The following is a 23,581-nucleotide window of genomic DNA, read 5'->3' on the forward strand; positions in this document are numbered from 1 at the left end:
AGCCAGAGAATCATCAGGTGTGGCTTGGACGCCGGTAGTGGAGACAGTTATCAGTAGTGGATACTCGGATCGATACAGCGATACCTACTAGGAAATATTGTCGATGTCTAAGAATTTGTAGGTTTCGTTTCTTAGTCCTCTGTGCAACTTGTCCAGATCTACAAGGCGCATGTAAGACGTGTTATTGAGTTGTTGTCTGTTCCGAGCATTTGGAAGTTTTGGGTCCGTCGTAAAGGTGTGAAAGCTTACCTTGTGCTCATCGAGAAGGTCATTCGCGGCGTTTCGGACAGCGCTCTCACGGGGTAGGCTCAGATTCAGAATATGATACTGGGTTTCCAGCTTGCGAATCTGGTTGATCCATTCTTTACGATCATCGTCAAAATCTTTGATTGTATCGAATCTAGTTTGCGAGAGTAGCAGCATCTCTATAACGGATTCCGCAACAGTAGTTCTTTGCCAATTCAACAAGTCACGGGATTTGCTTTGCCGGTGAAGATAAATCCACCCCGCTACGGCGATAATCGCGGCAACGGCGGCACCACCTAGACCTGTACCTACAGTCCACCAAGGATCGGGGGCGTTGTAGACGAACTGTTCCACCTGCGCTCGCATCATGTTACGGATTCTCTTTCAAGACTTGCTTATATGATTTTCGTTTTTCAGACCAATTGCTTTTTGAAGTGCAGACTTGATATCGGTTCTTTCTCCGTCTGATTTTATCTGATCAAACAAGTCGGCTTTGTCTTTCAAGAATAAGTCCGGATTATACATTTCTTGGTGGCTTTCCATCATTGCAACCTGAACCATATCTGAGATTTCTCGTTGCCGGTATCCATCAGCGATCGAAGATAACTCGTCGCATTCGCATATTTCATAAATATGAATACACATGATCAATCGGTCTATAGCCGTTTTGAGTTCTTCATTGCGGTAAGGACGTTGATAGGTTTCGTTTGGGTCTTCGGAGAGTAGATACTTTCGATGACAATCCTCGATGTCGCTGACCGCTTGTAGGAGGTTCGCTGTGGTTTGCATCAGGGTGTCTCTACGCCACTTGGTTAATTCTCGCCTGTCAGTACGTCGTTGTACGTAGATCACGGTACCGAGAGAGACGCACAGAGCGAGACCGGAGAGCAGCAGGGACCAGTTCATGTCCGAATCTTAGGTCCACCGAGTGCCCATCTGGCACATGCCCATGTGGTTGGTACACCCGGTGCAGTGGCGAGCCTATCCAGTTACTAGGCGCAGATACAGCAGTGAGCTAACTGCGTCAACCGCAGGGTGCGGCAGGCCGTGGCAGGTTGCGAGGTCTGGAGATAACAGTTCGGTCACTTCGCTAATGTTCCCCTCAGCTTTGGCTCTGTAGTGTCCACTGCTTGATTAAGTCCCAATCTTGGCCGTTGGCATCCAGTTGGATGCTTAGGCCGTATTTAGGCGGACTAGGAGGGTTTACGGCACTTTCCGAACATTTGGTCGACCAGAATGGATTTAACATGATCGTAACAATGGCTGTGCGTCTACCAAATCAGGCAGGTTGAGCAGGCAAAAGGCGAAGTGCTGTCTACCAATTCCGCTCGAAACTTGAATAGCCACCTCCGACATCACCAATGTTCTGTCGGTACCAGCGCGTAGGGTCTGTACTGGCAGGAGGAGAAACACAGAGAGCCCCGAAACTCGGGGTTGCCGAGCCGGGGCTGACTGGTTGCAAACTTGCAGGGATGCAACTGCGAGGCTACCTGTTTCGCAAGTTTCTTGCCCAATTCTGTAAGAAATCTCATTGAAGTGAATCTCCTGCCGTTAGGAGACGAATCGTGCCTTCGAGGCGAGTTCGTGTTCAGGTAAGAGTCAAACCCGTGAAGGTGGTGCGCACGGTGCGCGTCTCCCAGACTGTCACCGTGAAGCGGGGGCAGTAGCCATGGCGGACCGGATCGTGAGTCCCGGCTCAAATGGAGGATGGGACGTCAACGGTGGCGGTAAGCGTGCAAGCGCTCATACCGACACGCAGCGGGAAGCTATCGCACGAGCGAAGGAGATAGTAGCCAACGCAGGCGGTGGCGAGGTTTCGATTCAGGGTCGTGATGGTCGGATCCGAGCAAAGGATACGGTCGATCCAGGTCGAGACCCGAGGAACATCCCCGGTTAAACAGAGTGCCCCGGTCCACGTGACCGGGGCATTTCTGTCTATTTGGTTGGGTGTAAAACTAGAGAAATCGAGTTGATGCAGTACCGCTGATCGGTCGGGGTGGGGTAGCCCTCGCCCTCGAAGACGTGCCCGAGGTGACTGTGGCAGGTGCGGCAGACGACCTCGACGCGGCGCATTCCCAGTGTGGTGTCTTCCTTCAGGATGACGGCGTCGCTGTCGGCCGGGTCGAAGAAGGACGGCCAGCCGCAGTGCGATTCGAACTTCTCGGTGCTGCGGAACAGTTCGGCTCCGCAGGCGCGGCATTCGTAGATGCCTTCGGTGGTGGTATCGGTGTATTCGCCTACGCCGGGACGTTCGGTGCCTGCCTGGCGGAGCACCGCGTATTCCTCGGGGGTCAGCTTCTCGCGCCACTGCGCGTCGGTGAGCTGGACGGCCGGGGCGGAGTTTTTGTCGGTAGCTGAACTCATGCTTACACGCTAATACGATTTGTCGGGCTATGCCGTTTTCGCTGGTGGAGCGCTCGGCAACAGGTAGCTCGGTTCGATTCCGTCGTCGAGTCGCCCTTCGCTTCGGGCGGCGAACCAGCGTCCGACGAGCACGCCGAAGATGACGACGATCAGCAGGGCCCAGCCGAACGTGGTGCGGAGATAGTCCAGCGCGCGCCCGGTTTCGATCCATCGCCCCGAGAGCCATCGGTCGTAGTTCATGAACCCGTAGATCGCGAGCCAGGCAGGCCAGTTTCGCAGCAGCGAATTCTTCAACACGACGGTCATGAGCAGCGGGAACAGCATCATCGAGTAGTACATCTGGCCGAGCGAGCCCAATAGCCAATGCGCGGTGAGGATCAAGCCCGAGGTGGTCGCGAAGAAGAACAGTCGGTCCTCGCGGCAGTACCGGTAGAGCAGCCACAGCGAGATCAGAACCATGATTCCCAGGACCGCGCGGATGCCGAGAGTGAGCAGTTCGGGAACACCGTAGTAGCGCCCGTTACCCACGACAGCACTGTTGAAGTAGTCGCGAGTCTGCAGCAGATACGGCAGCGTCCTGTCGATGAAGTTCATCGGGTCCACCGACAGCGGCCAGGCGATGGCCATCATGACCACGGGGATCGCGATCGAGGTGATGAACACCTTCCACTGACGCGTCATCAGGGGAAGCAGCAGCAGCGGCGCAAGCATGGGCTTGATCGCCAGAGTCAGACCCATGGCAACGCCGGCCGACAGGTCCTTGCGCTGGAGGAGGAATCCGAGGAAAGCGACCTCTCCGAGAAGCACGAAGCCGTTGAAGTTGGTGAACACCAAGGTGTTGGTCACCGTTTCGCTGACGAAGGCGGCCAGCAGGAGTGCGGGGGCTGCAACCGAATCCAAGCGGAATCCGAAGATGCGCAACAGGATGTACAGCGCCAGCAATATCGCGATCGTGCTGGCGATGATGAACAGCCAGCGGGATCGCTCGGGATCGATGACGGCAATGGGGGAAAGCAGCATCGTCGCGCTCGGCTGATACAGGTAGTGCGGATCGACCGAGTCGAAATTCGCCGTGTACACCGGCTGGCGGTTGAGGAATGCCAGGGCGGCGCTGTACACCGGGTTGAAATCGTTGGTGATGTCTCCGTTGACCGCCTTGATCACCACCCGCTGGATGACGGTCATGATGGCGATCGGCCACAGGGCGTACTTGATTACCTCGGCGGTCGTCCGCCCTGACCGCGGCTCCAGAAAGCTAAGTGACACCCGGGAACGGTACCCGAGGCGGGGACCGCACCGGCGAAGGACACCCCGCGATGGGTGCCCGACTCAGGCGGGGCAGACGGTGCCGTCGGTCGGAAGTGCGGTGTCGCGTGCGTAGTTCACCGCAGCGCTCTGCAGACACTGCGATCCGCCGAGGCTCGGATGCCCGCTGCCCTGCCACGCGGCCGACGCGACGCCTGCACCGGTCGCCCCGACCAACCCCGTGACCGAGGACAGACCGCCGTTGCCCACGATCGGATCGCCTGCATTGGACAGGACCAACACCGGAACCTCCAGGGAAGTGGGCAGCGGTGTGGACGGAGCCGTCGGCCACGACGAGCACAGCAGCGCCGTCAGAGCGGCGTCGGTGCCGTAGATCGGGTAGCGGTCGTTCCACTGCGACGACAGGTCGCGAACGCCCTGCGGCGACGGCCACTGCTGCCCGTCCGTGCACCGAGACACGAACTGACCGTCGGTGCTGTAGGCGTTTCGGCCGCGTTCGGCGAGGGCCGCCAGCGCGGTGGTGTCGGAATCGGCAGCCGAGGACAGGGTTGTGGAGAGTCCCGTGGCCCGAGACGAGGCGTCGCCTGCTGTCGATGCCAGGGCGAAGGTGATGCCGTCGAGAATCTCGTGGGTGGACAGCGGTGAGAACTCGCCGCCGGCGGCGCGTCGGAGCAGCTCGGCGACGGCGGCCGTCGGATCGCTGCCGAGGGAGCAGTTCAGCGCGACGCATCGCTGCGCGAACGCTCTGAAGGCCGCTTCCTTGCCCTGCGTGCGCTGCTCGGCCAACGTGATCTGATCGGTGCCGACACCGGTCGGCGAATCGAGGATCAAGCGCGAGATGGCGGCCGGGAACTTCGCCGCGTACGCCAGCGCGGTGAGCGCGCCGTTGCCCGATCCGATCAGGCCGATCTGTTCCACACCCCACAGTTGCCGCAGACGGTCCAGATCGTCCGCCGCGTAGGTGGTTCCGAACGCGAGCTCCTGCGGTTGCAACGTGTCGGTGCACTCGATCGTGGCGTCACGACCGGCGTCGACAGCGCGGTCGACCGTGTCGGCATCGGATCTGGTGAACTGCCCCAGCGCGTCGACGGCGGGTCCGGTGACGTCGTCGATGCAGTCCACAGCAGTGGATCGGCCGATTCCGCGTCGATCCACCGCGACGATGGGATGAGCCTCGAGCAGCGTCGCGAGCGGCCCGGCGGCCATCGTGGCCAACGTGGCAATCGAGGACCGATCCGAACCGGACGTGAACACCAGCGGTCCTGCATCGGCTGGCGTTCTGTCGAGCCGCGCTCGCAGCGCCCCGACGGCGAAGGTGCCGAACATCTGCCCACTCGCATCCACGTCGGCTTCGTATTCTGCGCATTCGAGTGTCAGGCCGGGGGTGGTGGAGGTGAGCCCGAAGGTCCCGAGTGTTGCTGCGGTGCAGTCGGCCCAGGCGAGATCGGTGGTCGGAACGGCGAGTGCGACCGGTTCCGGTGGCGCGTCTGCCGAGGACTCGGCGGGCGCACCGGGGGAGCGTTGTTCCACCGCGACGTCGGGTCGGATCGACGGGCCGGCACCGCAGGCCGCGCACATCGTGGCGAGGACGAGGACCGCGGCGAGCAACGTTCGTTTCTGCGTCACCGTGCGAGGCTATCGACTTTTCGATCGACGGCGGTCCGCGCGCTGCTCATCGCTGACGCACCCAGCGCGTGAGTAGCGTTCCGTCCGCATCTCCCAGGACGTGTGCCCGGTGCATGGGCGCGTCGGACGCGTCGGATGCATGGGCGATACGGCCCGCCTCTCCGGCGACCAGCGTCGGCGAGATCGTCAGACACAGATCGTCCGCCGCCCCGTCGGAGACGAGTTGCCCGAACAGTCCTGGTCCGCCCTCACACAGGATGCGACGGAATCCGAGGTCGCCCAGCGTCGCAACGATGTCGTCGGTCGACACCGATTCGCCGGAGACCTCGAGCACCGTCGCTCCCGCCGAACGAAGCGCTGCCACCTTCGAGCCGTCCGCCGCCGCCGAGGTCAGCACCACCGGCTGCACGTCGGTGTCGGTGATCAATCGAGAATCTGCGTCGATCGACCCGGAGGCGGTGACCACCACGATCGTCGGAACCGGTGCCAGTCCGCCCGCCACCCGCCGTGCCTTTGCTTCGGCGGACAGCGAGACGCCGCCGTAGTTCTCGGCGCGCGCGGTACCGGCCCCGACCAGGACGGCGTCGCACATTTCTCGGAGAATGCCGAACAGTCGGGCATCCGCGGGGGTTCCCAGGCCCGCCGACTTACCGTTCGCGGTGACCGATCCGTCGATGCTGGCGACGAAGTTCGTGCGGATCCACGGTCGGTCGAGGTCGGCCGGGTACGCGTGCAGGGCGCGGACGGCATCGTCGTCGAGTGTCGATCCGACGGTGAGCACGGACTCGGTTGCCTGCTCCGATGTGAAGTAGGTCCCAATATGGAGAAGCTGCATGAGAGAGATCAGACCACGTCGTTACGCTCGACAAATGCCCGCACGCCTTGTCGACCGAAATCCCGTGGTCCCCTCCGATCAGCTGATCGCGCAGATGGTCCCGCCGGCGATGTTCGACGACGTCAGTTTCGCCTCGTACATTCCCGACCCCAAGGAGCCGACGCAGGCTGCTGCGGTCGCGAAGGCCGAGGAGTTCGCGAACAAGGTGCAGAAGATCCGCGGCAAGGGCAAGCGCGGCCTTTTCGGCAAGAAGACCCCGGCCATCGGTGCAGGCCTGTACCTCGACGGTGGCTTCGGCGTCGGCAAGACCCACTTGCTCGCCTCGATTTACCACAGCGTTCCCGAACCCAAGGCGTTCGGCACGTTCGTCGAGCTCACCCACGTGGTCGGTGCCCTCGGCTTCAACAAGGCACTCGAAGAACTCTCGAACCACAGCGTGTTGTGCATCGACGAGTTCGAGCTGGACGATCCCGGCGACACGATGTTGGTCTCGCGGTTGCTCTCCGAGCTCTCGCAGCGCGGAGTGTCCATCGTCGCGACCTCGAACACCTTGCCCGGGCAGCTCGGTGAGGGTCGCTTCGCTGCCGAGGACTTCATGCGGGAGATCAAGAAGCTCGGTTCGATCTTCGAGTCCATCCGGGTCGACGGCCCCGACTACCGCCACCGCGATCTGCCCCCGGCTCCCGAGCCCACGTCCGAGTCCGAGCTGATCGACCGCGCCGATACTGTCGAGGGCGCAACCTTGGACGATTTCGACGAGCTGCTGGCGCATCTGAGCACTCTGCACCCCTCGCGCTACGGCAAGTTGCTCGACGGCATTCCTGCGGTGTTCCTCAAGAACGTGCACCCGGCATCGGATCAGGCCATCGCCCTGCGCCTGGTGGTTCTCGCCGACCGCCTGTACGACGCGGGCATCCCGGTGACGGCCTCGGGCGGCAAGCTCGACGAGATCTTCACCGAGGAGATGTTGGCCGGCGGCTACCGCAAGAAGTACCTGCGCGCTACCTCGCGTCTGCTCGCGTTGTCCCGTTTCGCCGCAGTCGGCTGAGCTGTCGTCACAGCCGCACCTGCATGACGTAGTCGTCGTGCGTCTGGACCCCGACGACGAACGTCTTGGTGCCCACGATCTCGAAGCCGTGTTTGGCGTAGAACTTCTGGGCCCGCACGTTCTGCTGATTGACGCCCAACCATGCTGTCGCACAACCGGAGTCACGTGCATGGACGAGCGATGACGTCATCAATCGCCCTGCTGCTCCGCTGCCGTGCTGGGTCGGCCGCACATAGAGTTTGCTGATCTCCGTGGTCGGATGGTGGGAGAGGGTCGCGCGAATGTCCGGGTCCGTAGGAGTTCCCGACACGAGCATCGCGTAGCCAACGACGTCGGCATCGACGGTTTCGTCGACGAGGACCGTCCGGGCAGCGTCGGCGATGTAGTTCTCGAAGTGCTCGGCCGACAACACGGTGGAGATGAACTGCTCGATGTCCTCGGGCCGGGTTCCCGGCGGGCAGGCGAGCGGAAAAGTCGACGCGGCCACCTCGGCGACGCGATGTGCATCGGCGAGTGCTGCCACGCGCACGGTCACAGCAGATCCACCGCGTTCTTGGCATCGCTCAACGACAGACCGGTTCGGTCACGAAGCAGCTTGATCGCCGAGATCGCTTTGCCCTCCGATTTCAGTGACTGCAATCGCGGGATCAGATCGTCCCAGGGTGTCGGACCGGAGTGAGCGGCGTCGACGATGGTGGCCGAGGACGGAAAGGGCTCGCCGCGTTGGACGCTTTCGATCGCGTTCTTCGCGTCGAGGAGACCGGCACCTGTCCGTTGACGAAAGACCTTGATGGCCTGGATCTTCTTGTTCGCGGCAAGCAGCCGATGAATATCTGCGCGGGCACCCTCGTCGAGACCGACGAGCCCGATGGTGTGCGAGCCCGCCGGGGACGTGCCGGGCTTCTTGCGGGCCAGCAGCCACGCTGCCAGCACTGCGGCGTCGACGAGGACCAACGCCACGATGAACCATCCCCAGGTCGGCATGCCTTAGTAGACCACTTCAGCGCGACGGGTCGAAGAGCGGGACGACAACCGACGAATCGGACGTCGGGCCACCGAACAACGAGGAGGCACCGGCAAGGGTCTTCGTGGCTGCGTCGTACTTGATCGGAGCAAGGTCGTGGCCTGCACCCTCGATGTCGACGAGCAGCGTGGGGGCCGGGACGAGCGCGAGCGCAGCGATCGATTCGGCAGTGGTGCCGAACGGATCCTTCGTGCCGTGCACCATCACCGTCGGTGTTCGCAGTTCGGGCAGGTGCTGGGTACGAGCTTTCTCCGGCTTGCCCGGCGGGTGCAGGGGATAGGAGGTCAGAACGAGTCCGTCGACGAGACCTGGTTGCTCGGCCGCGATTATCGACCCTTGTCTGCCACCGTAGGAATGCCCACCGAATGCGATGAATCCGCCGGTCTCGGCGCGAAGGCGGTCGACGGCAGCGGCGATGCCCAGCCGGTCCTCGGCCGACCGGGACGGGTGTGGCGGCCCCTTGGGCTTGCGTACTCGGAAAGGAAGGTCGAAACGCAGCACCGTGAAGCCGGCTGCTGTCCATACCGACGCCATGCGCTGCAGCAGAAGCGACTCGCAGTTGCCGCCCGCACCGTGCGTGAGAGCGAGGCCGCCCCGTGACGGCATCGAGGGGGTGTGCAGAAAGGCGACGCCCCCGCCGAGATCGATGTCGGCGGGGGCGTCGGGACCATCGAGTTCAGGCATCGTTCGAGGACGTTACCTTTTCCTGGGTGTCGGCGTGATCCGTGTCAGTAGGGCTGTCGGAGTCGGTGGAGTCCTGGTTATCGGCGTCCACCATCTCACCGTTGTCGTCGACCATGTCGGCGAAGGCGGTCCCGGCGACGGTGCCGTTGGTTCCCGGAAGGGCCACGGTGGGCCGGGCACCGGGGCGATACCGGTCGTCGAGGCCCTCGACGGACTTCTTCGCTTCCTCCAGGGTGGCGTCGTCGACTGTGGGTTCGCTCTGAGCATCGTCCGACACGTGAGTGTCCTTCCATCGAAGTGTGTGCGTCATCTCCACTGTGCACTTCTATGGCGTGAATCACCACAATTGATTTCGGGATGCGCGCCGATGACCCGTCGCAAAGGTCGAATCGACCGCCGAACAACTCATTTCCATTCTCTTCGTCGAACTCTCGCCAGAAACGGACGAATGCCGCACACTCATGTCACGTTTCCCGCACCAGAAGGAATCCATGAACGACTCGGTATTGATCTCGACGTTTCTGCCAATCGCACTCGCGATCATCATGTTCGGACTGGGACTGTCGCTGACCGTCGAGGATTTCCGACGCACCGCGCGCACGCCGCGGGCCGTTGTGATGGCCCTGGCTCTCCAAATCTTGGTTCTTCCCGTTCTCGCATTCGGACTGATTCTGCTGTTCGACCTGCCGCCATTGCTGGCTGTCGGAGTGATGCTGCTGGCCGCCTCGCCGGGCGGGACCACCGCGAACCTGTTCTCGCACCTGTTCCGTGGGGACGTCGCGCTCAACATCACGTTGACTGCGGTCAATTCGGTTCTGGCGGCCGTGACCATTCCCGTCATCACCAACTTCGCCATCGCTTACTTCGATGCAGACGGTGAATTGGGCCTGCAGTTCGGCAAAATAGTGCAGGTCATAGCCATCGTGCTGATTCCGGTGGCACTCGGAATGCTGGTGCGCAGTCGCTCCGTGGCGTTCGCCGAACGCGCGGATCGACCGGTGCGGATCTTCTCGATCGTCATCTTGGTGTTGGTGGCGGTCGGCGCTCTTGTCGGCGAGCGATCCAACGTTGTCGGTTACCTCGAACAGGTCGGACTGGTGACGGGGTTGTTCTGCTTCGCAAGCCTGGCCATCGGTTACGGTGCTGCGCGACTGCTGAAGATGGGTGAGCCGCAGTCCATCGCGATCTCGATGGAAATCGGAATCCATAACACCACCGTTGCCCTCACGGTCGCGTTGAGCGTGCTCGAAAGCACCGAGGTGGCGATACCGGCCGCCGTCTACTCGTTCCTCATGTACGTATTGGCCACAGCATTCGGCTATCTGGTCACCGGACGGACCCGCACACGGGTCTCGTTATGACGTCGGGCAGACGGATCGAATGCGACTCCAGCACAAACAAGTCAGGCCCCCTCGAAAGGGGGCCTGACTTGTTTGTGCTGTGGTGCGCGATACTGGGATTGAACCAGTGACCTCTTCCGTGTCAGGGAAGCGCTCTCCCGCTGAGCTAATCGCGCGTGTCCTCGCATCGATCTTGCAACCGATGCACTAGCGAGGTGGAGACGGGAATCGAACCCGTGTGCACGGCTTTGCAGGCCGTTGCCTCACCACTCGGCCACTCCACCATGGGTCGAGACCCTCGAGCGGATGACGGGATTCGAACCCGCGACCCTCACCTTGGCAAGGTGATGCGCTACCACTGCGCCACATCCGCATACCCCGGAGGCGCTCACTGCTGGGCAGTTGTTGTCTCCGTGGTGCGGGGAAAACATTAACCCAACGGGAGTGAAACTCACAAATCTCGTGGTCAGGCATCGAATTCGGTAGATCGGCGCGTGTGAAAGGTGTGAAAGCAGAGGCGAGAGCAGTCCTGCGGAGGCAGTAAGTCGACGTGTTCGGCGATCGGACAGGCGATTCGGTTCGCCGCGGCACCTCGTGTTAATGTTTTGCCTCGTTCGGTCCCGTGGCTCAGTGGGAGAGCGTCCGCTTCACACGCGGAAGGTCGCTGGTTCGATCCCAGCCGGGACCACAGAAAAGAAGGCCCGCACCGCCAGTCGGTGCGGGCCTTCTTTCGTTCGAGGCCGGTAACCTGAGCCGGTGAGCACCGAACAGTCGAAGCCCCGGGCCGTCGCCGACCAGGGTCCGATGGACACAGCCAAGGTGAAGCACCGGCGTTTCCGGGCGCGCATCGCCGAGAACAAGTCCCTCGATCTTGCGTACCGAATAACGGTCGGCGTGGTCGGAACAGTCGTGTTGGTGCTGGGCGTACTCGCCATTCCGTACCCGGGGCCCGGCTGGCTGATCGTGTTCGCGGGCCTGGGCATCCTGGCCTCGGAATTCGCGTGGGCCAAGAGTGCGCTGCGGTTCGTCCGCAAGAGATACGACGCCTTCATGGCGTGGTTCTCGAAGCAGTCCATGTTCGTGAAGGGTCTCGGCGTGCTGTTCACCACCGTCGTCGTGCTGGCAACGCTGTGGTTGCTGGGCACGTTCGCGTTGGTCGGGGGCTGGATCGGTCTCGACTGGACGTGGCTCGAAAGCCCGATCTGACGTCACTCGTCGCGCTGAGGCCAATCGAGTGGACTGTTGCCGATAGGCTGTCGGAGGCCTTCCTGGCCAGAAGAACCGATCGAGGAGTACATCGCTGTGAGCATGCCCGTTGTCGCCGCTGTTTCGCCCGCCCGCATCATGGTGCCGGCCGGAACCACGGCAGGTACGGCGCTCCGCGACACCGGCCTGCCGAACAAGGGACCCGACGCCATCGTCGTCGTGCGCGATCCCGACGGCAAGCTCCGTGACCTGTCCTGGGCACCGGAGGACGACACCGAGGCCGAGCCCGTTCCGGCGAACACCGAGGACGGACGAAGCGTCATCAGGCACTCGGCTGCGCACGTGCTTGCGCAGGCCGTTCAAGAGCTCTTCCCCGACGCCAAGCTGGGCATCGGACCGTTCATCAAGGACGGCTTCTACTACGACTTCGACGTGAAGCAGCCATTCACGCCCGAGGATCTGACGGCACTCGAGAAGAAGATGAAGCAGATCGTCAAAGCCGGACAGCGTTTCTCGCGTCGGGTGTACGAGTCGGTGGAGCAGGCCCGCGAGGAGTTGGCGAACGAGCCGTACAAGCTCGAACTGATCGACGACAAGTCCGGCATCGACGATCCCGAGGTCATGGAGGTCGGTGTGGGAGAGCTGACCGCCTACGACAACCTCAATCCCCGGACCGGCGAGCGCATCTGGGGCGATCTGTGCCGCGGACCGCACATCCCCACCACCAAGTACGTGCCCGCGTTCAAGCTCACCCGCAGTTCGGCTGCGTACTGGCGCGGCAATCAGGACAACGCCGGACTGCAGCGCATCTACGGAACTGCGTGGGAGTCCGCCGAAGCACTCGACGCTCATCTCGAACTGCTGGCGGAGGCGGAACGTCGCGATCACCGCAAGCTCGGATCCGAGCTGGACCTGTTCAGCTTCCCCGACGAACTGGGCTCCGGTCTGCCGGTGTTCCATCCCAAGGGTGGCGTGATCCGCAACGAGCTGGAGAACTACTCGCGCCAGCGGCACATCGAAGAGGGCTACGAGTTCGTCAACACCCCGCACATCACCAAGGGCCATCTCTACGAGGTCTCCGGTCACCTCGACTGGTACCGGGACGGCATGTTCCCGGCGATGCACCTGGACGCCGAACTCGACGAGAACGGCGACGTGCGCAAGCCCGGCCAGGATTACTACCTCAAGCCGATGAACTGCCCGATGCACAACCTGATCTTCCGTTCCCGCGGCCGCTCGTACCGCGAATTGCCGTTGCGCCTGTTCGAGTTCGGCTCGGTCTACCGCTATGAGAAGTCCGGCGTTATCCACGGTCTGACCCGCGTGCGCGGCATGACCCAGGACGACGCACACATCTTCTGCACCCGTGAGCAGATGCGCGGCGAGCTCACCAGCACCCTCGAATTCGTTCTCGGGCTGCTCAAGGACTACGGCCTCGACGATTTCTACCTCGAACTCTCCACTCGCAACCCGGAGAAGTCGGTCGGCAGCGACGAGGTCTGGGAAGAAGCGACCAACACCCTCGCCGAGGTAGCGGCGGCGTCGGGCCTGAACCTGGTGCCCGATCCGGGTGGTGCCGCGTTCTACGGACCGAAGATCTCGGTGCAGGCCAAGGATGCTCTGGGGCGCACCTGGCAGATGTCGACCATTCAGCTCGACTTCAACCTGCCCGAACGCTTCGAGCTCGAATACACCGGCTCGGGCGGAACCAAGGAACGCCCGGTGATGATTCACCGCGCGCTGTTCGGTTCCATCGAACGCTTCTTCGGAGTGCTCACCGAGCATTACGCGGGCGCCTTCCCGGCCTGGCTCGCTCCGGTCCAGGTCGTCGGAATCCCGGTTGCCGAGGTCTACCAGGACCACTTGTTCGCGGTGGTGAACGAGCTCAAGAAGCGCGGAGTGCGCGCCGAGGTCGATGCCAGTGACGACCGGATGCAGAAGAAGATCTTCAACCAGACCGCCCAGAAGGTCCCCTTCATGCTGCTCGCCGGCGAACGGGACGTCGAAGCCGGTGCCGTGAGCTTCCGATTCCGGGACGGCACTCAGGTCAACGGCGTCCCCGTGGCACAGGCAATCACTGTCGTCACCGACTGGATCTCCCAGCGCAACAACGCATCACCGACCGCCGAGCTCGTGCAGACCGAACCCGCAGGAGTGAGCTGATCATGTCGGAACAGGACGAGTCGATCGTCGTCACCGGAGCCGGTGAGCCCGATCGGCTGCAGCGACTGTGGACGCCGCACCGGATGTCCTACATCGCCGAGGCTCCCCAGGGGTCGGCGAAGTCGAACGAGCCCTTCACCGACATTCCGAAGATGAGCGACGAGGACGGTCTCGTCGTCGCACGAGGCGAGTCGGTGTACGCGGTCCTCAACCTGTACCCCTACAACCCCGGCCACGCGATGATCGTGCCGTATCGCCGCGTCGCAGCACTGGAAGACCTCACGCCCGCGGAGAGCGCCGAGTTGATGGCATTCACTCAGCAGATGATTCGCGTCATCAAGCGGGTGTCACGTCCGCACGGTTTCAACGTGGGACTCAACCTGGGCGCAGCCGCGGGCGGGTCGTTGGCCGAGCACCTGCATCAGCACATCGTGCCCCGGTGGGGCGGCGACGCGAACTTCATCACCGTGATCAGCGGCGCAAAAGTCATGCCGCAGTTGCTCCGAGACACTCGGGCCCTGCTCGCGTCGGCCTGGAACGAATGAACCACAGGCGAGAGGAGCACGCGCCGTGCTGAGCATTTTCGGCCGTGCGCCGGTCTCGAAGGTGACCGCCCCGCTCGGGCGTGCCCTCAACAGCACCGGGCTGACCCCCAACTCCGTGACGATCATCGGCACCGTCGTCACCATCACGGCCGCGGTCACGATGTACCCCGCCGGCTACCTGTGGTGGGGTTCGGTCGTCATCACCCTGTTCGTGTTGTTCGACATGCTCGACGGTGCCATGGCGCGGGCTCGGGGCGGTGGCACGAAGTACGGTGCCGTCCTCGATGCGACGTGCGATCGAGTGGCCGACGGTGCGATCTTCGGCGGCCTGGCCTGGTGGGCGGTGTACTCCGAGCAGGACAAGCTACTGCTCGTTGCCACCCTGATCTGCCTGGTCACCTCCCAGGTGATCTCCTACGCCAAGGCGCGCGCCGAGGCCAGCGGACTCTCGGCGGACGGGGGTTGGATAGAACGCCCGGATCGCTTGGTCATCGTTCTCGTCGGTGCCGGATTCACCGGCGTCGGACGGCATTTCGACATCCCGTGGCTGGACAGCGTGATCTACCCGGCGATGTGGATTCTCGCCGCCCTGAGCATCGTGACCGTGTTCCAGCGCGTTCTGGCAGTCCGTGGATCCGAGGGTGCTCGCGACATCATCGTGCCTCCGGTGGCACCGGTATCCGACGACGGCGACGTGGCCGCGTCGTGAACGTCTCGGAAAGAGCCAGCGACCTCGGGTACGCAGCCGGGTGGCGACTTGTCCGATCGCTGCCCGAGGGTGTGGCGAGAAGTCTCTTCGATCGAGGCGCGGATTTTGCGTCCACCCGAAACGGTGGCCCAGACCAATTGCGCCGCAATCTCGCTCGGGTCCTCGGGACCACTCCAGCCGAGGTGCCCGACGAGCTGATACGCGACAGTGTTCGCTCCTACGCCCGGTACTGGCGTGAGGCGTTTCGGTTGCCGTCGATGGATCTGGCTGCGCAGGCCGCCGTCATCGATCGGTGCGTGAACGGTAAGGAACATCTCGAGGGTGCGCTCGCAGCCGGTAAGGGAGTGGTGCTGGCGCTGCCGCACAGCGGCAACTGGGACATGGCCGGAATGTGGCTGGTGCGCACGCACGGTGGGCTCTCGACCGTTGCCGAACGGCTGAAGCCGGAGTCTCTGTACCAGCGATTCGTCGCCTATCGGGAGAGCCTGGGCTTCGAGATCTTTCCACTCAGCGGCGGTGAGCAGCCGCCTCTTCTCGCGCTGTCCGAAAGGCTGCGCCAGAACAAGGTCGTTTGCCTGCTCGGCGAGCGAGACCTCGCCAAGCACGGAGTACCGGTCACCTTCTTCGGCGAACCGACCCGGATGCCCGCGGGCGCCGCGAAACTCGCGATCGACACCGGAGCGACTTTGCTGCCGGTGCACGGCTATTTCGACGGCGACGGCTGGGGCTTCGACATCTCGCCCGCCGTGGACGTCTCGGCCGGAGTCGGCCCCGCCACCCAGACGTTGGCCGACCATTTCGCTGCCGGAATCCGAGCCCATCCGGCGGACTGGCACATGCTGCAACCCCTGTGGATGAGCGACTGGTCGGCCGAGCGACGCGCCCGAATCGAGGGCGCGTGAAGATCGGCATGGTGTGCCCGTACTCGTTCGACGTTCCCGGTGGAGTGCAGGCGCACGTTCAGCAGTTGGCCGAGGTGTTCATCGAACGCGGACATCGCGTCAGTGTGCTGGCTCCGGCGTCGGAGGACGTCGAGTTGCCGGACTTCGTGGTGTCGGCGGGCGAGGCACTCGCCATTCCGTACAACGGATCCGTCGCGCGCCTGCGATTCGGACCGGTCACTTATTCTCGAATCCGTAAGTGGATCTCCGACAACGATTTCGACGTCCTACACATCCACGAACCGAACGCGCCGAGCCTGTCGATGTTGGCGCTCAAGGCCGCCGACGGCCCGATCGTGGCAACCTTCCACACCTCGACGACGAAGTCCTTGGTGCTCAGCACCTTTCAGGGTGTGCTCCGTCCGTACCACGAGAAGATCAGCGGCCGAATCGCCGTGTCCGAACTCGCCCGACGCTGGCAGGTCGAGGCCCTCGGCTCCGACGCCGTCGAGATCCCCAACGGAGTCGACGTGCCCGCGTTCGCCGATGCCCCTGTGCTGGAAGGCTATCCACGCGCCGGTCGCACGGTGCTCTTCCTCGGCCGTTTCGACGAACCGCGCAAGGGAATGGCCGTCCTGCTCGGTGCCCTTCCCACGCTCGTCGAATCCCATCCGGACATCGAGATCCTCATCGTCGGGCGCGGCGACGAGGACAAGCTACGCAAGGACGCAGGCGCACTCGCGTCGCACCTGACGTTCCTGGGGCAGGTGGACGACGCGACCAAGGCATCCGCGATGCGCAGCGCCGACGTCTACTGTGCACCCAACCTCGGCGGTGAGAGCTTCGGCATCGTCCTCGTCGAGGCCATGGCCGCCGGAACTCCGGTGGTGGCGAGCGAACTCGACGCATTCCGTCGAGTTCTGCGGGACGGCACCTGCGGGCTGCTGGTCCCGATCGACGATTCCGATGCCGTTGCCGCCGCAGTGACCTCGATCCTCTCCGACGACTCCGTTCGTGAGCGCCTGGTCGACGCCGCTTCGGTGGCCGTGGCCACCTACGACTGGCCCGTCGTCGCCGAGCAAATCCTGCGCGTCTACGAAACCGTCACCCTCGGGGGCCAGAAAGTGCGGGCGGCGAACTGATGACGCTCTCGGCGCTCACGATCCTGGTACTCGGGCTGGTCGCGGTACTGATCCTCGTCGTCGGCCTGTGGGCGTATGGAACGGCGAACCGACTCGACCGCCTCCACGTGCGCACCGACCTCGCCTGGCAGGCACTCGACGCAGCACTCGCCCGCCGTGCCGTCGTCGCGCGAGCGGTGTCCGCTGCCACCCGAGACTCGGCCCCGTCGAGCAGAGAACTTGCCGCACTGGCCGATCGGGCCGAGCGCGTAGACCGGTCGCAGCGCGAAGAGGCCGAGAACGCGGTGTCCATGGCTCTGGCCGTCGTCGAACCGAACGCGTTGCCCCCGCAACTGGTGGCCGAACTCGCCGACGCCGAGGCCCGCGTGCTGATCGCACGGCGTTTTCACAACGATGCCGTTCGCGACACCCTGGCGCTGCGCGTCAGACGCCCGGTCCGCTGGTTGCACCTCGGCGGAACCGCGGCCCTGCCGTCGTATTTCGAGATCGCCGAGCGGTCTGCTGCCGCGGCGTTCGGCAGCGAGAACCGTGCCACTCCGAGAACGTCCGCGCGGGTGGTGCTGCTCGACGAGCGTGGCCGCGTCCTGCTGCTGCGCGGACACGATCCGACGGTTCCCGACACTTTCTTCTGGTTCACCATCGGTGGGGCAGTGGAGAAGGGCGAGTCGCTCCGCGAGGCTGCGGTGCGTGAGGTACACGAAGAGACCGGCCTGACCGTCGCCGCGGCCGATCTGCGCGGTCCGCTGTGGCGCCGGGTTGCGACGTTCCCGTTCAACGGAATCCTGATCCGCTCCGAGGAACTGTTCTTCGCGCATCGAACGCAGGAGTTCGAGCCGCAGAGCGCCGGCTTCACCGACTTCGAGCGCCGCACCGTGACCGGCCACCAGTGGTGCACAGAGGCCGACATCCGTGCGCTGAGCGCCGTCGGCGAGAACGTCTATCCCCAGGATCTGGCCGAACTGCTCGACGAGGTCAACGTGGCTCTCGCTCGACGCGGCGACCCGGACGTGCGCGCTATCCGCTAGCAATCTGGACCCTTTTCGAGCAGTCCAGCAATCGTCAAGTGGTTATGGGAAACCGCCGCGTCGAGGCCTACAGTTCTGGGCGCGACTTCGCGCCGCGCGCAATCGTCCGCTCGTGCGCGGCCGGACGTGGTCGCCCGTATCAATCCGGAGCACCACGAACGGTGCCCAGAACACAGGAGTTGGCTTGAGTACCCCACACGCATCCACTACACCCGCTGGATCGGCCGAAGGCGGGTCGAGCGAGAACGGAATCGGCACCGCGCGCGTCAAGCGGGGCATGGCCGAGATGCTCAAGGGTGGCGTCATCATGGACGTGGTCACCGCCGATCAGGCCAAGATCGCCGAAGACGCCGGAGCAGTGGCCGTCATGGCACTCGAGCGCGTCCCCGCCGACATTCGCGCTCAGGGTGGGGTGTCGCGCATGAGCGATCCCGACATGATCGACAGCATCATCTCCTCGGTCAGCATCCCGGTGATGGCGAAGGCCCGCATCGGCCACTTCGTCGAAGCGCAGATCCTGCAGAGCCTCGGCGTCGACTACATCGACGAGTCCGAGGTGCTCACCCCGGCCGATTACGCCAACCACATCGACAAGTGGAACTTCACCGTTCCTTTCGTCTGTGGTGCCACCAACCTGGGTGAGGCACTGCGTCGAATCACCGAGGGTGCGGCCATGATTCGCTCCAAGGGCGAGGCCGGAACCGGCGACGTCTCGAACGCGACGACGCACATGCGCAAGATTCGCGACGAGATCCGTCGTCTCACCTCGCTTCCCGAGGACGAGCTGTACGTGGCGGCGAAGGAACTGCAGGCCCCGTACGACCTCGTCGTCGAGGTCGCCCGGGCCGGCAAACTGCCCGTCACACTGTTCACCGCCGGCGGCATCGCGACTCCCGCAGACGCAGCGATGATGATGCAGCTCGGTGCCGAGGGCGTGTTCGTCGGATCGGGAATCTTCAAGTCCGGCAACCCCAAGGAGCGCGCCGAGGCGATCGTCAAGGCCACGACGTTCTTCGACGACCCCGACGTGCTCGCGAAGGTCTCGCGCGGTCTCGGCGAGGCCATGGTCGGCATCAACGTCGACGATCTCCCCGTCGGACACCGTCTCGCCGAACGTGGCTGGTGACGGTTTCACGTCAGTTGCGTTCGAGTGCCGGGCGGTCCGGATGGTCCCATCGGACCAGAAAATCCGGCCGCTCGGCCGAGGGGTCCAGGCTGTCGTAGTAGTCGATCAGTGGGGCGCACGTCCACTGATCGGCGGCGCTGGTTCTGCGGCGTAATGCGCTCGCGGACAGGCGTAGATGCACCGACAGGTCGGCGTTCAATCCCCGTCCGAGCAGCATGGGTCCCGCGATCAGGACGATCTGATTCGCTGCCGCCGAGGCGCTGCGGGCCCGAGCCGAGCGGTCGGCGGCCTCATCCCACAGTCGCGGTAGAAAGTGACCTCCGCCACCGGGCCGCAGTGGGACGATGACCTCTCGAACAAGGGCGTCGTAGTCGAACCACAGTGTGCGATAGCTCAATTCGTCGGTGCGCGAGTACTCGAATCGAATCGATGCAGGTCGGACGTAGTCGTGCAGGTCGACGACGGCAGCCGGACGGCCCCGTGAGCGGGCGTGTTCGGCTGTGCGCGTGGCGAAGTCGACCGGCCGCGCGGCATCCGCGCCGTCGATCACGATGATCGAGCGCGCCCCGTCCTGGCACGAATCGACGATCGACTCCACCAGAAGATCGGGAAATATCGGCACCGGTTGACCCACACCGACCATCTTGCCTGGTCCGTCCATTGTTAGCCTGAGCCGTTGTCACAGAAAGGTGGACACCAGCCATGGCCAGCATCGAGGACATTCTCGAATTGGAGCGGATCGAGAACGACATCTATCGGGGACGGACTTTCCCGAGTCGGCTGCCCCGTACGTTCGGCGGTCAGGTGGCGGGCCAGGCGCTCGTCGCGGCGGTGCGCACAGTGGCACCCGAGTTTCGTGTGCACTCGCTGCACGGCTACTTCCTGCGTCCGGGTAATCCGAACGAACCGGCCGTGTTCATGGTCGACCGGATTCGCGACGGACGCTCGTTCTGCACGCGCCGCGTCACCGGAATTCAGCACGGCAAGGCGATCTTCACGATGTCTGCCTCGTTCCACGGCGACGACGACGGCATTTCGCATCAGGACGTCATGCCCGAGGTCGTGGGGCCGGACAGCCTGCCCGATCCCACCACCCTCGCCGAGTACGACCACTCGTACTACAAGGAGTGGTCGGAATGGGACATCCGTCTCATTCCTGATGACCAGACCGTCAAGCATCCCAGTTTCGCTGCGCAGCAACGTGTGTGGTTCCGCTACCGAGACACGTTGCCCGACGATCAGGTGTTCCACGTCTGCGCACTCGCCTACATGAGCGACATGACGCTGCTCGGATCGGCCAAGGTGCCACACCCGGACGCCGTCACGCAGACGGCCTCGCTCGATCACGCGCTGTGGTTCCTTCGTCCCTTCCGGGCAGACGAATGGTTGCTCTACGACCAGACGTCGCCCTCGGCCGATTTCGGGCGCGCACTGACCCAGGGGCGAATCTTCGACACGTCCGGACGGCTGGTTGCCGCGGTGGTGCAGGAAGGTCTCATGCGGTACGAGCGGGACCCCGACGCGCCCCATGTCGATCCCTTCGGGCGCAAGTGAACGCTCCGACCATCGGAGTTCTCGCACTGCAGGGCGACGTTCGCGAACATCTGGCGGCGCTCGAGTCGAGCGGCGCGCGCGGTGTCACGGTGCGTCGGCCCGCCGAGCTCGCGCAGATCGACGGACTGATCATCCCCGGCGGGGAATCGACGACCATGAGTAACCTGCTCGCCGTGTTCGATCTCATCGAACCGTTGCGCGCCCGGTTGGCCGACGGGCTGCCCGCCTACGGTTCGTGCGCGGGCATGATCCTGCTGGCGTCCGAGATTCTCGACACCAGGCCCGACGCCCGGCATCTCGATTCCCTCGACATCACCGTGCGACGCAACGCTTTCGGCCGTCAGGTCGATTCCTTCGAGACCGACCTCGACGTCATCGGCATCGACGGTGGGCCGGTGCGGGCGGTGTTCATCCGAGCGCCCTGGGTGGAGCGGGTGGGCGAGCACGTCGAGGTGCTCGCCACGGTGCCGCACGGACCGGCCGCCGGACGCGTGGTGGCCGTTCGTCAGAACTCCGTTCTCGCGACGAGCTTTCACCCCGAGGTCACCGGCGACGATCGAGTACACGCACTCTTCGTCGACATGGTGCGAGGCCGCTAGAACCTTCGACGGTCGGTCGGTGCCGAGCGCCGAACCGGGCGAGTAAAGTCGACAACACTGATTTCGAGCAGGAAGGGGCCCTATCGCATGAGCGGCCACTCAAAATGGGCCACCACCAAGCACAAGAAGGCGGTGATCGACGCCCGACGCGGCAAGTCTTTCGCCAAGCTCATCAAGAACATCGAGGTGGCGGCCCGCACGGGTGGCGGTGACCCCACCGGCAACCCGACCCTCTTCGACGCCATTCAGAAGGCGAAGAAGACCTCGGTTCCGATCGACAACATCGAGCGGGCCCGTAAGCGCGGAGCGGGCGAAGAGACCGGTGGAGCCGACTGGCAAACCATCATGTACGAGGGCTACGGACCCAACGGTGTCGCCATTCTCATCGAGTGCCTCACCGACAACCGCAACCGCGCCGCAGGCGAGGTGCGTGTCGCGATGACTCGCAACGGCGGAAACATGGCCGACCCGGGTTCGGTGTCCTACCTGTTCTCGCGCAAGGGCGTGGTGACCCTCGAGAAGAACGGTCAGAGCGAGGACGACGTTCTGATGGCCGTTCTCGAAGCCGGTGCCGAGGAAGTCAACGACAACGGTGACACCCTCGAGATCGTCAGCGAGCCGACCGACCTGATCGCCGTGCGCACCGCGTTGCAGGAGGCCGGAATCGACTACGACTCGGCCGAGGCGAGCTTCCAGGCGTCGGTGAACGTTCCGGTCGATGCCGACGGTGCACGCAAGGTGTTCAAGCTCATCGATGCACTCGAAGACAGTGACGACGTCCAGAACGTGTGGTCCAACGTCGACCTCTCCGACGAGGTCATGGCGGAGCTCGACGCAGAGGACTGACGCCTGGCGCACCCGACGACGTGATCGACCGGGTGTCGTATCCCTGATCCGACGGTGGGCTCCGCTACGCTATCGAACAACAGTTCGTAAGCGGAAGGTGTGGTGGCGTGCGGGTGATGGGTGTCGACCCCGGTCTCACCAGGTGTGGGCTCAGTCTGATCGAGGGTGGCGTGGGCCGAACGGTGGTCGCGCTCGATGTCGATGTGGTGCGGACGCCCGCGGACATGGATCTCGCGCAGCGTCTGCTGAGGATTTCCGAGGCCGCGGAGTACTGGCTCGATACGCACAAGCCCTCGGTGGTCGCGATCGAGCGAGTCTTCGCCCAACACAATGTGCGGACGGCGATGGGCACGGCCCAGGCCGGTGGCGTCATCGCCCTCGCGGCGGCCAGGCGCGGCGTCGACGTCTGCTTCCACACTCCCAGCGAGGTCAAGGCCGCAGTCACGGGCAACGGCTCGGCCGACAAGGCTCAGGTGACCGCCATGGTCATGCGCATTCTCGGCCTGCAGACCGCACCGACTCCCGCCGACGCGGCCGACGCTCTGGCCCTCGGTATCTGTCACTGCTGGCGAGCGCCCATGATCGCCCGGATGGCGAAGGCCGAAGCGATGGCCGCTGAACAGAAACGCAAGTACGACGCGCGTCTGGCCGAGGAGCGCAAGGCGCGTGCCGTCGTGGCACGCAGGATCGAGAAGATGGCCAAGAAGGAGGCGGGCGCACGATGATCGCGTCGATCAGGGGTTCGGTGTTCGACATCGCGCTCGATCACGCCGTGCTCGAGGCGGCGGGCGTCGGGTACCGGGTCAACGCCACTCCGGCGACGTTGGCCACGCTGCACCGGGGGAGCGAAGCGACCCTCTTGACGACCATGATCGTGCGTGAGGATTCGCAGACGCTGTACGGGTTCCCCGACAAGGAGTCGCGTGAGCTGTTCGAGTTGCTCCTCACCGTGACCGGCGTCGGCCCGCGAATCGCCATGGCAACTCTTGCTGTACACGAGCCCGATGCGCTGCGAACTGCGTTGGCGGACAGTGATATCGGAGCTCTGACCAGGGTGCCCGGTATCGGGAAGCGCGGCGCGGAGAGAATGGTCGTCGAGCTGCGCGACAAGGTCGACGCGGTGGTCGGACGAGCCGGAAGCGCGGCCGTGCCGGGATCCGGTGCGGGCAATTCGATGCGAGACCAGATCGTCGAAGCGCTGATCGGTCTCGGATTCCCCACGAAGCAGGCCGAGGAAGCAACCGACGCGGTACTCGCTCAGCAGCCGGAGGCCACGACGTCGACCGCGTTGAGGTCGGCGCTGGCGTACCTCGGCAAGTCCAGGTAGGCCCGGGTGACCGAGGGCGACCAGT

General features: G+C 63.8%; 27 protein-coding genes and 4 tRNA genes. 17 read left to right on the plus strand and 14 right to left on the minus strand.

Annotated elements, in window-relative coordinates; translation table 11 throughout:
- Positions 1-87: 87 nt before the first annotated feature.
- Positions 88-615 (minus strand): hypothetical protein, encoded by a 528-nt coding sequence (locus ABZ677_RS14140; protein WP_358370313.1) that lies wholly within the window; start codon positions 613-615, stop codon positions 88-90.
- A gap of 15 nt (positions 616-630) precedes the next feature.
- Positions 631-1,152, minus strand: coding sequence for a hypothetical protein (locus ABZ677_RS14145; protein WP_358370316.1), 522 nt, complete (start codon positions 1,150-1,152; stop codon positions 631-633).
- 763 nt (positions 1,153-1,915) lie between these two features.
- Here ABZ677_RS14145 and ABZ677_RS14150 point away from each other — a divergent pair.
- Positions 1,916-2,143: a DUF2188 domain-containing protein gene (locus tag ABZ677_RS14150; protein WP_358370319.1), complete on the plus strand. Its 228-nt coding sequence runs from the start codon at positions 1,916-1,918 to the stop codon at positions 2,141-2,143.
- Between the two features lie 38 nt (positions 2,144-2,181).
- On the opposite strand, the gene msrB is transcribed toward ABZ677_RS14150, so the two are convergent.
- The 4 genes from msrB to ABZ677_RS14170 form a co-directional block, all read right to left on the minus strand.
- Positions 2,182-2,610, minus strand: a complete 429-nt coding sequence (gene msrB / locus ABZ677_RS14155) for a peptide-methionine (R)-S-oxide reductase MsrB (RefSeq protein WP_358370322.1) — start codon at positions 2,608-2,610, stop codon at positions 2,182-2,184.
- Between the two features lie 27 nt (positions 2,611-2,637).
- Entirely contained in the window at positions 2,638-3,876 is a 1,239-nt protein-coding gene (locus tag ABZ677_RS14160) for a glycosyltransferase family 87 protein (RefSeq protein ID WP_037189446.1), read from the minus strand.
- A 63-nt stretch (positions 3,877-3,939) separates the two neighbouring features.
- Complete coding sequence (locus ABZ677_RS14165) at positions 3,940-5,502, minus strand: alpha/beta fold hydrolase (protein ID WP_358370325.1); 1,563 nt, start codon at positions 5,500-5,502, stop codon at positions 3,940-3,942.
- A 46-nt stretch (positions 5,503-5,548) separates the two neighbouring features.
- The gene (locus ABZ677_RS14170) at positions 5,549-6,337 is read right to left on the minus strand and encodes a pyrimidine reductase family protein (protein WP_358370328.1); all 789 of its coding nucleotides are present in this window, start codon (positions 6,335-6,337) and stop codon (positions 5,549-5,551) included.
- Positions 6,338-6,371: 34 nt separating this feature from the next.
- On the opposite strand from ABZ677_RS14170, the gene zapE reads away from it, so the two are divergent.
- A complete protein-coding gene (gene zapE / locus ABZ677_RS14175; protein ID WP_037189441.1) occupies positions 6,372-7,385 on the plus strand; it encodes a cell division protein ZapE in 1,014 nt (337 codons plus the stop codon).
- Positions 7,386-7,392: 7 nt separating this feature from the next.
- Here the strand turns inward: zapE and ABZ677_RS14180 are convergent, their stop codons facing one another.
- The 4 genes from ABZ677_RS14180 to ABZ677_RS14195 are packed head-to-tail and all read right to left on the minus strand — an operon-like array spanning position 7,393 to position 9,403.
- Positions 7,393-7,920 (minus strand): GNAT family N-acetyltransferase, encoded by a 528-nt coding sequence (locus ABZ677_RS14180; RefSeq protein WP_358370331.1) that lies wholly within the window; start codon positions 7,918-7,920, stop codon positions 7,393-7,395.
- Complete coding sequence (locus ABZ677_RS14185) at positions 7,917-8,369, minus strand: hypothetical protein (protein WP_052047498.1); 453 nt, start codon at positions 8,367-8,369, stop codon at positions 7,917-7,919. Before ABZ677_RS14185 ends, ABZ677_RS14180 begins: the two co-directional genes overlap by 4 nt.
- A 16-nt stretch (positions 8,370-8,385) precedes the next feature.
- Positions 8,386-9,093: an alpha/beta family hydrolase gene (locus ABZ677_RS14190; protein ID WP_358370334.1), complete on the minus strand. Its 708-nt coding sequence runs from the start codon at positions 9,091-9,093 to the stop codon at positions 8,386-8,388.
- Complete coding sequence (locus ABZ677_RS14195) at positions 9,086-9,403, minus strand: hypothetical protein (protein ID WP_358370337.1); 318 nt, start codon at positions 9,401-9,403, stop codon at positions 9,086-9,088. The genes ABZ677_RS14190 and ABZ677_RS14195 overlap by 8 nt, the downstream gene beginning before the upstream one ends.
- Positions 9,404-9,584: 181 nt before the next feature.
- On the opposite strand from ABZ677_RS14195, the gene ABZ677_RS14200 reads away from it, so the two are divergent.
- Positions 9,585-10,454 carry a bile acid:sodium symporter family protein gene (locus ABZ677_RS14200; RefSeq protein WP_358370340.1) on the plus strand — a complete coding sequence of 290 codons (870 nt, stop codon included), beginning with the start codon at positions 9,585-9,587 and terminating at the stop codon, positions 10,452-10,454.
- Between the two features lie 80 nt (positions 10,455-10,534).
- Here the strand turns inward: ABZ677_RS14200 and ABZ677_RS14205 are convergent.
- The 3 genes from ABZ677_RS14205 to ABZ677_RS14215 all read right to left on the minus strand — a co-directional run bounded on the left by ABZ677_RS14205 (position 10,535) and on the right by ABZ677_RS14215 (position 10,806).
- Positions 10,535-10,609 (minus strand) — tRNA-Val (locus tag ABZ677_RS14205).
- Positions 10,610-10,646: 37 nt separating this feature from the next.
- Positions 10,647-10,717 (minus strand) — tRNA-Cys (locus ABZ677_RS14210).
- A 17-nt stretch (positions 10,718-10,734) separates the two neighbouring features.
- Positions 10,735-10,806: transfer RNA gene (locus ABZ677_RS14215), tRNA-Gly, on the minus strand.
- 243 nt (positions 10,807-11,049) lie between these two features.
- Between ABZ677_RS14215 and ABZ677_RS14220 the strand changes: the two genes are divergently transcribed.
- The 9 genes from ABZ677_RS14220 to pdxS all read left to right on the plus strand — a co-directional run bounded on the left by ABZ677_RS14220 (position 11,050) and on the right by pdxS (position 19,230).
- A tRNA-Val gene (locus tag ABZ677_RS14220) sits at positions 11,050-11,121 on the plus strand.
- Between the two features lie 116 nt (positions 11,122-11,237).
- Complete coding sequence (locus ABZ677_RS14225; protein WP_037190070.1) at positions 11,238-11,639, plus strand: TIGR02611 family protein; 402 nt, start codon at positions 11,238-11,240, stop codon at positions 11,637-11,639.
- Between the two features lie 102 nt (positions 11,640-11,741).
- Positions 11,742-13,802, plus strand: coding sequence for a threonine--tRNA ligase (thrS, locus tag ABZ677_RS14230; protein ID WP_358370610.1), 2,061 nt, complete (start codon positions 11,742-11,744; stop codon positions 13,800-13,802).
- A 2-nt stretch (positions 13,803-13,804) separates the two neighbouring features.
- The gene (locus ABZ677_RS14235) at positions 13,805-14,347 is read left to right on the plus strand and encodes an HIT domain-containing protein (RefSeq protein WP_037189437.1); all 543 of its coding nucleotides are present in this window, start codon (positions 13,805-13,807) and stop codon (positions 14,345-14,347) included.
- Positions 14,348-14,372: 25 nt separating this feature from the next.
- Complete coding sequence (pgsA, locus tag ABZ677_RS14240) at positions 14,373-15,056, plus strand: phosphatidylinositol phosphate synthase (protein WP_094741995.1); 684 nt, start codon at positions 14,373-14,375, stop codon at positions 15,054-15,056.
- Positions 15,053-15,958 (plus strand): phosphatidylinositol mannoside acyltransferase, encoded by a 906-nt coding sequence (locus ABZ677_RS14245; protein ID WP_037189435.1) that lies wholly within the window; start codon positions 15,053-15,055, stop codon positions 15,956-15,958. The genes pgsA and ABZ677_RS14245 overlap by 4 nt, the downstream gene beginning before the upstream one ends.
- The gene (locus ABZ677_RS14250) at positions 15,955-17,079 is read left to right on the plus strand and encodes a glycosyltransferase family 4 protein (protein ID WP_358370344.1); all 1,125 of its coding nucleotides are present in this window, start codon (positions 15,955-15,957) and stop codon (positions 17,077-17,079) included. Before ABZ677_RS14245 ends, ABZ677_RS14250 begins: the two co-directional genes overlap by 4 nt.
- Entirely contained in the window at positions 17,079-18,104 is a 1,026-nt protein-coding gene (locus ABZ677_RS14255) for an NUDIX domain-containing protein (protein ID WP_358370347.1), read from the plus strand. The genes ABZ677_RS14250 and ABZ677_RS14255 overlap by 1 nt, the downstream gene beginning before the upstream one ends.
- 250 nt (positions 18,105-18,354) lie before the next feature.
- Positions 18,355-19,230 carry a pyridoxal 5'-phosphate synthase lyase subunit PdxS gene (gene pdxS / locus ABZ677_RS14260; RefSeq protein ID WP_255137701.1) on the plus strand — a complete coding sequence of 292 codons (876 nt, stop codon included), beginning with the start codon at positions 18,355-18,357 and terminating at the stop codon, positions 19,228-19,230.
- A 10-nt stretch (positions 19,231-19,240) separates the two neighbouring features.
- On the opposite strand, the gene ABZ677_RS14265 is transcribed toward pdxS, so the two are convergent.
- The gene (locus ABZ677_RS14265; RefSeq protein WP_252342149.1) at positions 19,241-19,891 is read right to left on the minus strand and encodes a hypothetical protein; all 651 of its coding nucleotides are present in this window, start codon (positions 19,889-19,891) and stop codon (positions 19,241-19,243) included.
- A gap of 41 nt (positions 19,892-19,932) precedes the next feature.
- Between ABZ677_RS14265 and ABZ677_RS14270 the strand changes: the two genes are divergently transcribed.
- The 5 genes from ABZ677_RS14270 to ruvA all read left to right on the plus strand — a co-directional run bounded on the left by ABZ677_RS14270 (position 19,933) and on the right by ruvA (position 23,556).
- Positions 19,933-20,784 (plus strand): acyl-CoA thioesterase II, encoded by an 852-nt coding sequence (locus tag ABZ677_RS14270; protein WP_037189431.1) that lies wholly within the window; start codon positions 19,933-19,935, stop codon positions 20,782-20,784.
- Positions 20,781-21,383 carry a pyridoxal 5'-phosphate synthase glutaminase subunit PdxT gene (gene pdxT / locus ABZ677_RS14275; RefSeq protein ID WP_358370351.1) on the plus strand — a complete coding sequence of 201 codons (603 nt, stop codon included), beginning with the start codon at positions 20,781-20,783 and terminating at the stop codon, positions 21,381-21,383. Before ABZ677_RS14270 ends, pdxT begins: the two co-directional genes overlap by 4 nt.
- A gap of 87 nt (positions 21,384-21,470) precedes the next feature.
- Positions 21,471-22,229, plus strand: coding sequence for a YebC/PmpR family DNA-binding transcriptional regulator (locus ABZ677_RS14280; RefSeq protein WP_037189429.1), 759 nt, complete (start codon positions 21,471-21,473; stop codon positions 22,227-22,229).
- A gap of 107 nt (positions 22,230-22,336) precedes the next feature.
- Positions 22,337-22,954 (plus strand): crossover junction endodeoxyribonuclease RuvC, encoded by a 618-nt coding sequence (gene ruvC / locus ABZ677_RS14285; RefSeq protein WP_037189428.1) that lies wholly within the window; start codon positions 22,337-22,339, stop codon positions 22,952-22,954.
- Complete coding sequence (gene ruvA, locus ABZ677_RS14290) at positions 22,951-23,556, plus strand: Holliday junction branch migration protein RuvA (RefSeq protein WP_037189426.1); 606 nt, start codon at positions 22,951-22,953, stop codon at positions 23,554-23,556. The genes ruvC and ruvA overlap by 4 nt, the downstream gene beginning before the upstream one ends.
- Positions 23,557-23,581: the final 25 nt, after the last annotated feature.

The organism is Rhodococcus sp. NPDC006774 (assembly GCF_040636045.1).
Lineage (GTDB): Bacteria > Actinomycetota > Actinomycetes > Mycobacteriales > Mycobacteriaceae > Rhodococcoides.

Excerpts from the sequence above, each read along its gene's own strand:
- ABZ677_RS14140 (WP_358370313.1), bottom strand. The coding sequence starts at position 615 with ATGATGCGAGCGCAGGTGGAACAGTTCGTCTACAACGCCCCCGATCCT.
- ABZ677_RS14145 (WP_358370316.1), bottom strand. The coding sequence starts at position 1,152 with ATGAACTGGTCCCTGCTGCTCTCCGGTCTCGCTCTGTGCGTCTCTCTC.
- ABZ677_RS14150 (WP_358370319.1), top strand. The coding sequence starts at position 1,916 with ATGGCGGACCGGATCGTGAGTCCCGGCTCAAATGGAGGATGGGACGTC.
- msrB (WP_358370322.1), bottom strand. The coding sequence starts at position 2,610 with ATGAGTTCAGCTACCGACAAAAACTCCGCCCCGGCCGTCCAGCTCACC.
- ABZ677_RS14170 (WP_358370328.1), bottom strand. The coding sequence starts at position 6,337 with ATGCAGCTTCTCCATATTGGGACCTACTTCACATCGGAGCAGGCAACC.
- zapE (WP_037189441.1), top strand. The coding sequence starts at position 6,372 with ATGCCCGCACGCCTTGTCGACCGAAATCCCGTGGTCCCCTCCGATCAG.
- ABZ677_RS14185 (WP_052047498.1), bottom strand. The coding sequence starts at position 8,369 with ATGCCGACCTGGGGATGGTTCATCGTGGCGTTGGTCCTCGTCGACGCC.
- ABZ677_RS14190 (WP_358370334.1), bottom strand. The coding sequence starts at position 9,093 with ATGCCTGAACTCGATGGTCCCGACGCCCCCGCCGACATCGATCTCGGC.
- ABZ677_RS14195 (WP_358370337.1), bottom strand. The coding sequence starts at position 9,403 with ATGACGCACACACTTCGATGGAAGGACACTCACGTGTCGGACGATGCT.
- ABZ677_RS14200 (WP_358370340.1), top strand. The coding sequence starts at position 9,585 with ATGAACGACTCGGTATTGATCTCGACGTTTCTGCCAATCGCACTCGCG.
- ABZ677_RS14225 (WP_037190070.1), top strand. The coding sequence starts at position 11,238 with ATGGACACAGCCAAGGTGAAGCACCGGCGTTTCCGGGCGCGCATCGCC.
- thrS (WP_358370610.1), top strand. The coding sequence starts at position 11,742 with ATGCCCGTTGTCGCCGCTGTTTCGCCCGCCCGCATCATGGTGCCGGCC.
- ABZ677_RS14235 (WP_037189437.1), top strand. The coding sequence starts at position 13,805 with ATGTCGGAACAGGACGAGTCGATCGTCGTCACCGGAGCCGGTGAGCCC.
- ABZ677_RS14255 (WP_358370347.1), top strand. The coding sequence starts at position 17,079 with ATGACGCTCTCGGCGCTCACGATCCTGGTACTCGGGCTGGTCGCGGTA.
- ABZ677_RS14265 (WP_252342149.1), bottom strand. The coding sequence starts at position 19,891 with ATGGACGGACCAGGCAAGATGGTCGGTGTGGGTCAACCGGTGCCGATA.
- ABZ677_RS14270 (WP_037189431.1), top strand. The coding sequence starts at position 19,933 with ATGGCCAGCATCGAGGACATTCTCGAATTGGAGCGGATCGAGAACGAC.
- ABZ677_RS14280 (WP_037189429.1), top strand. The coding sequence starts at position 21,471 with ATGAGCGGCCACTCAAAATGGGCCACCACCAAGCACAAGAAGGCGGTG.
- ruvA (WP_037189426.1), top strand. The coding sequence starts at position 22,951 with ATGATCGCGTCGATCAGGGGTTCGGTGTTCGACATCGCGCTCGATCAC.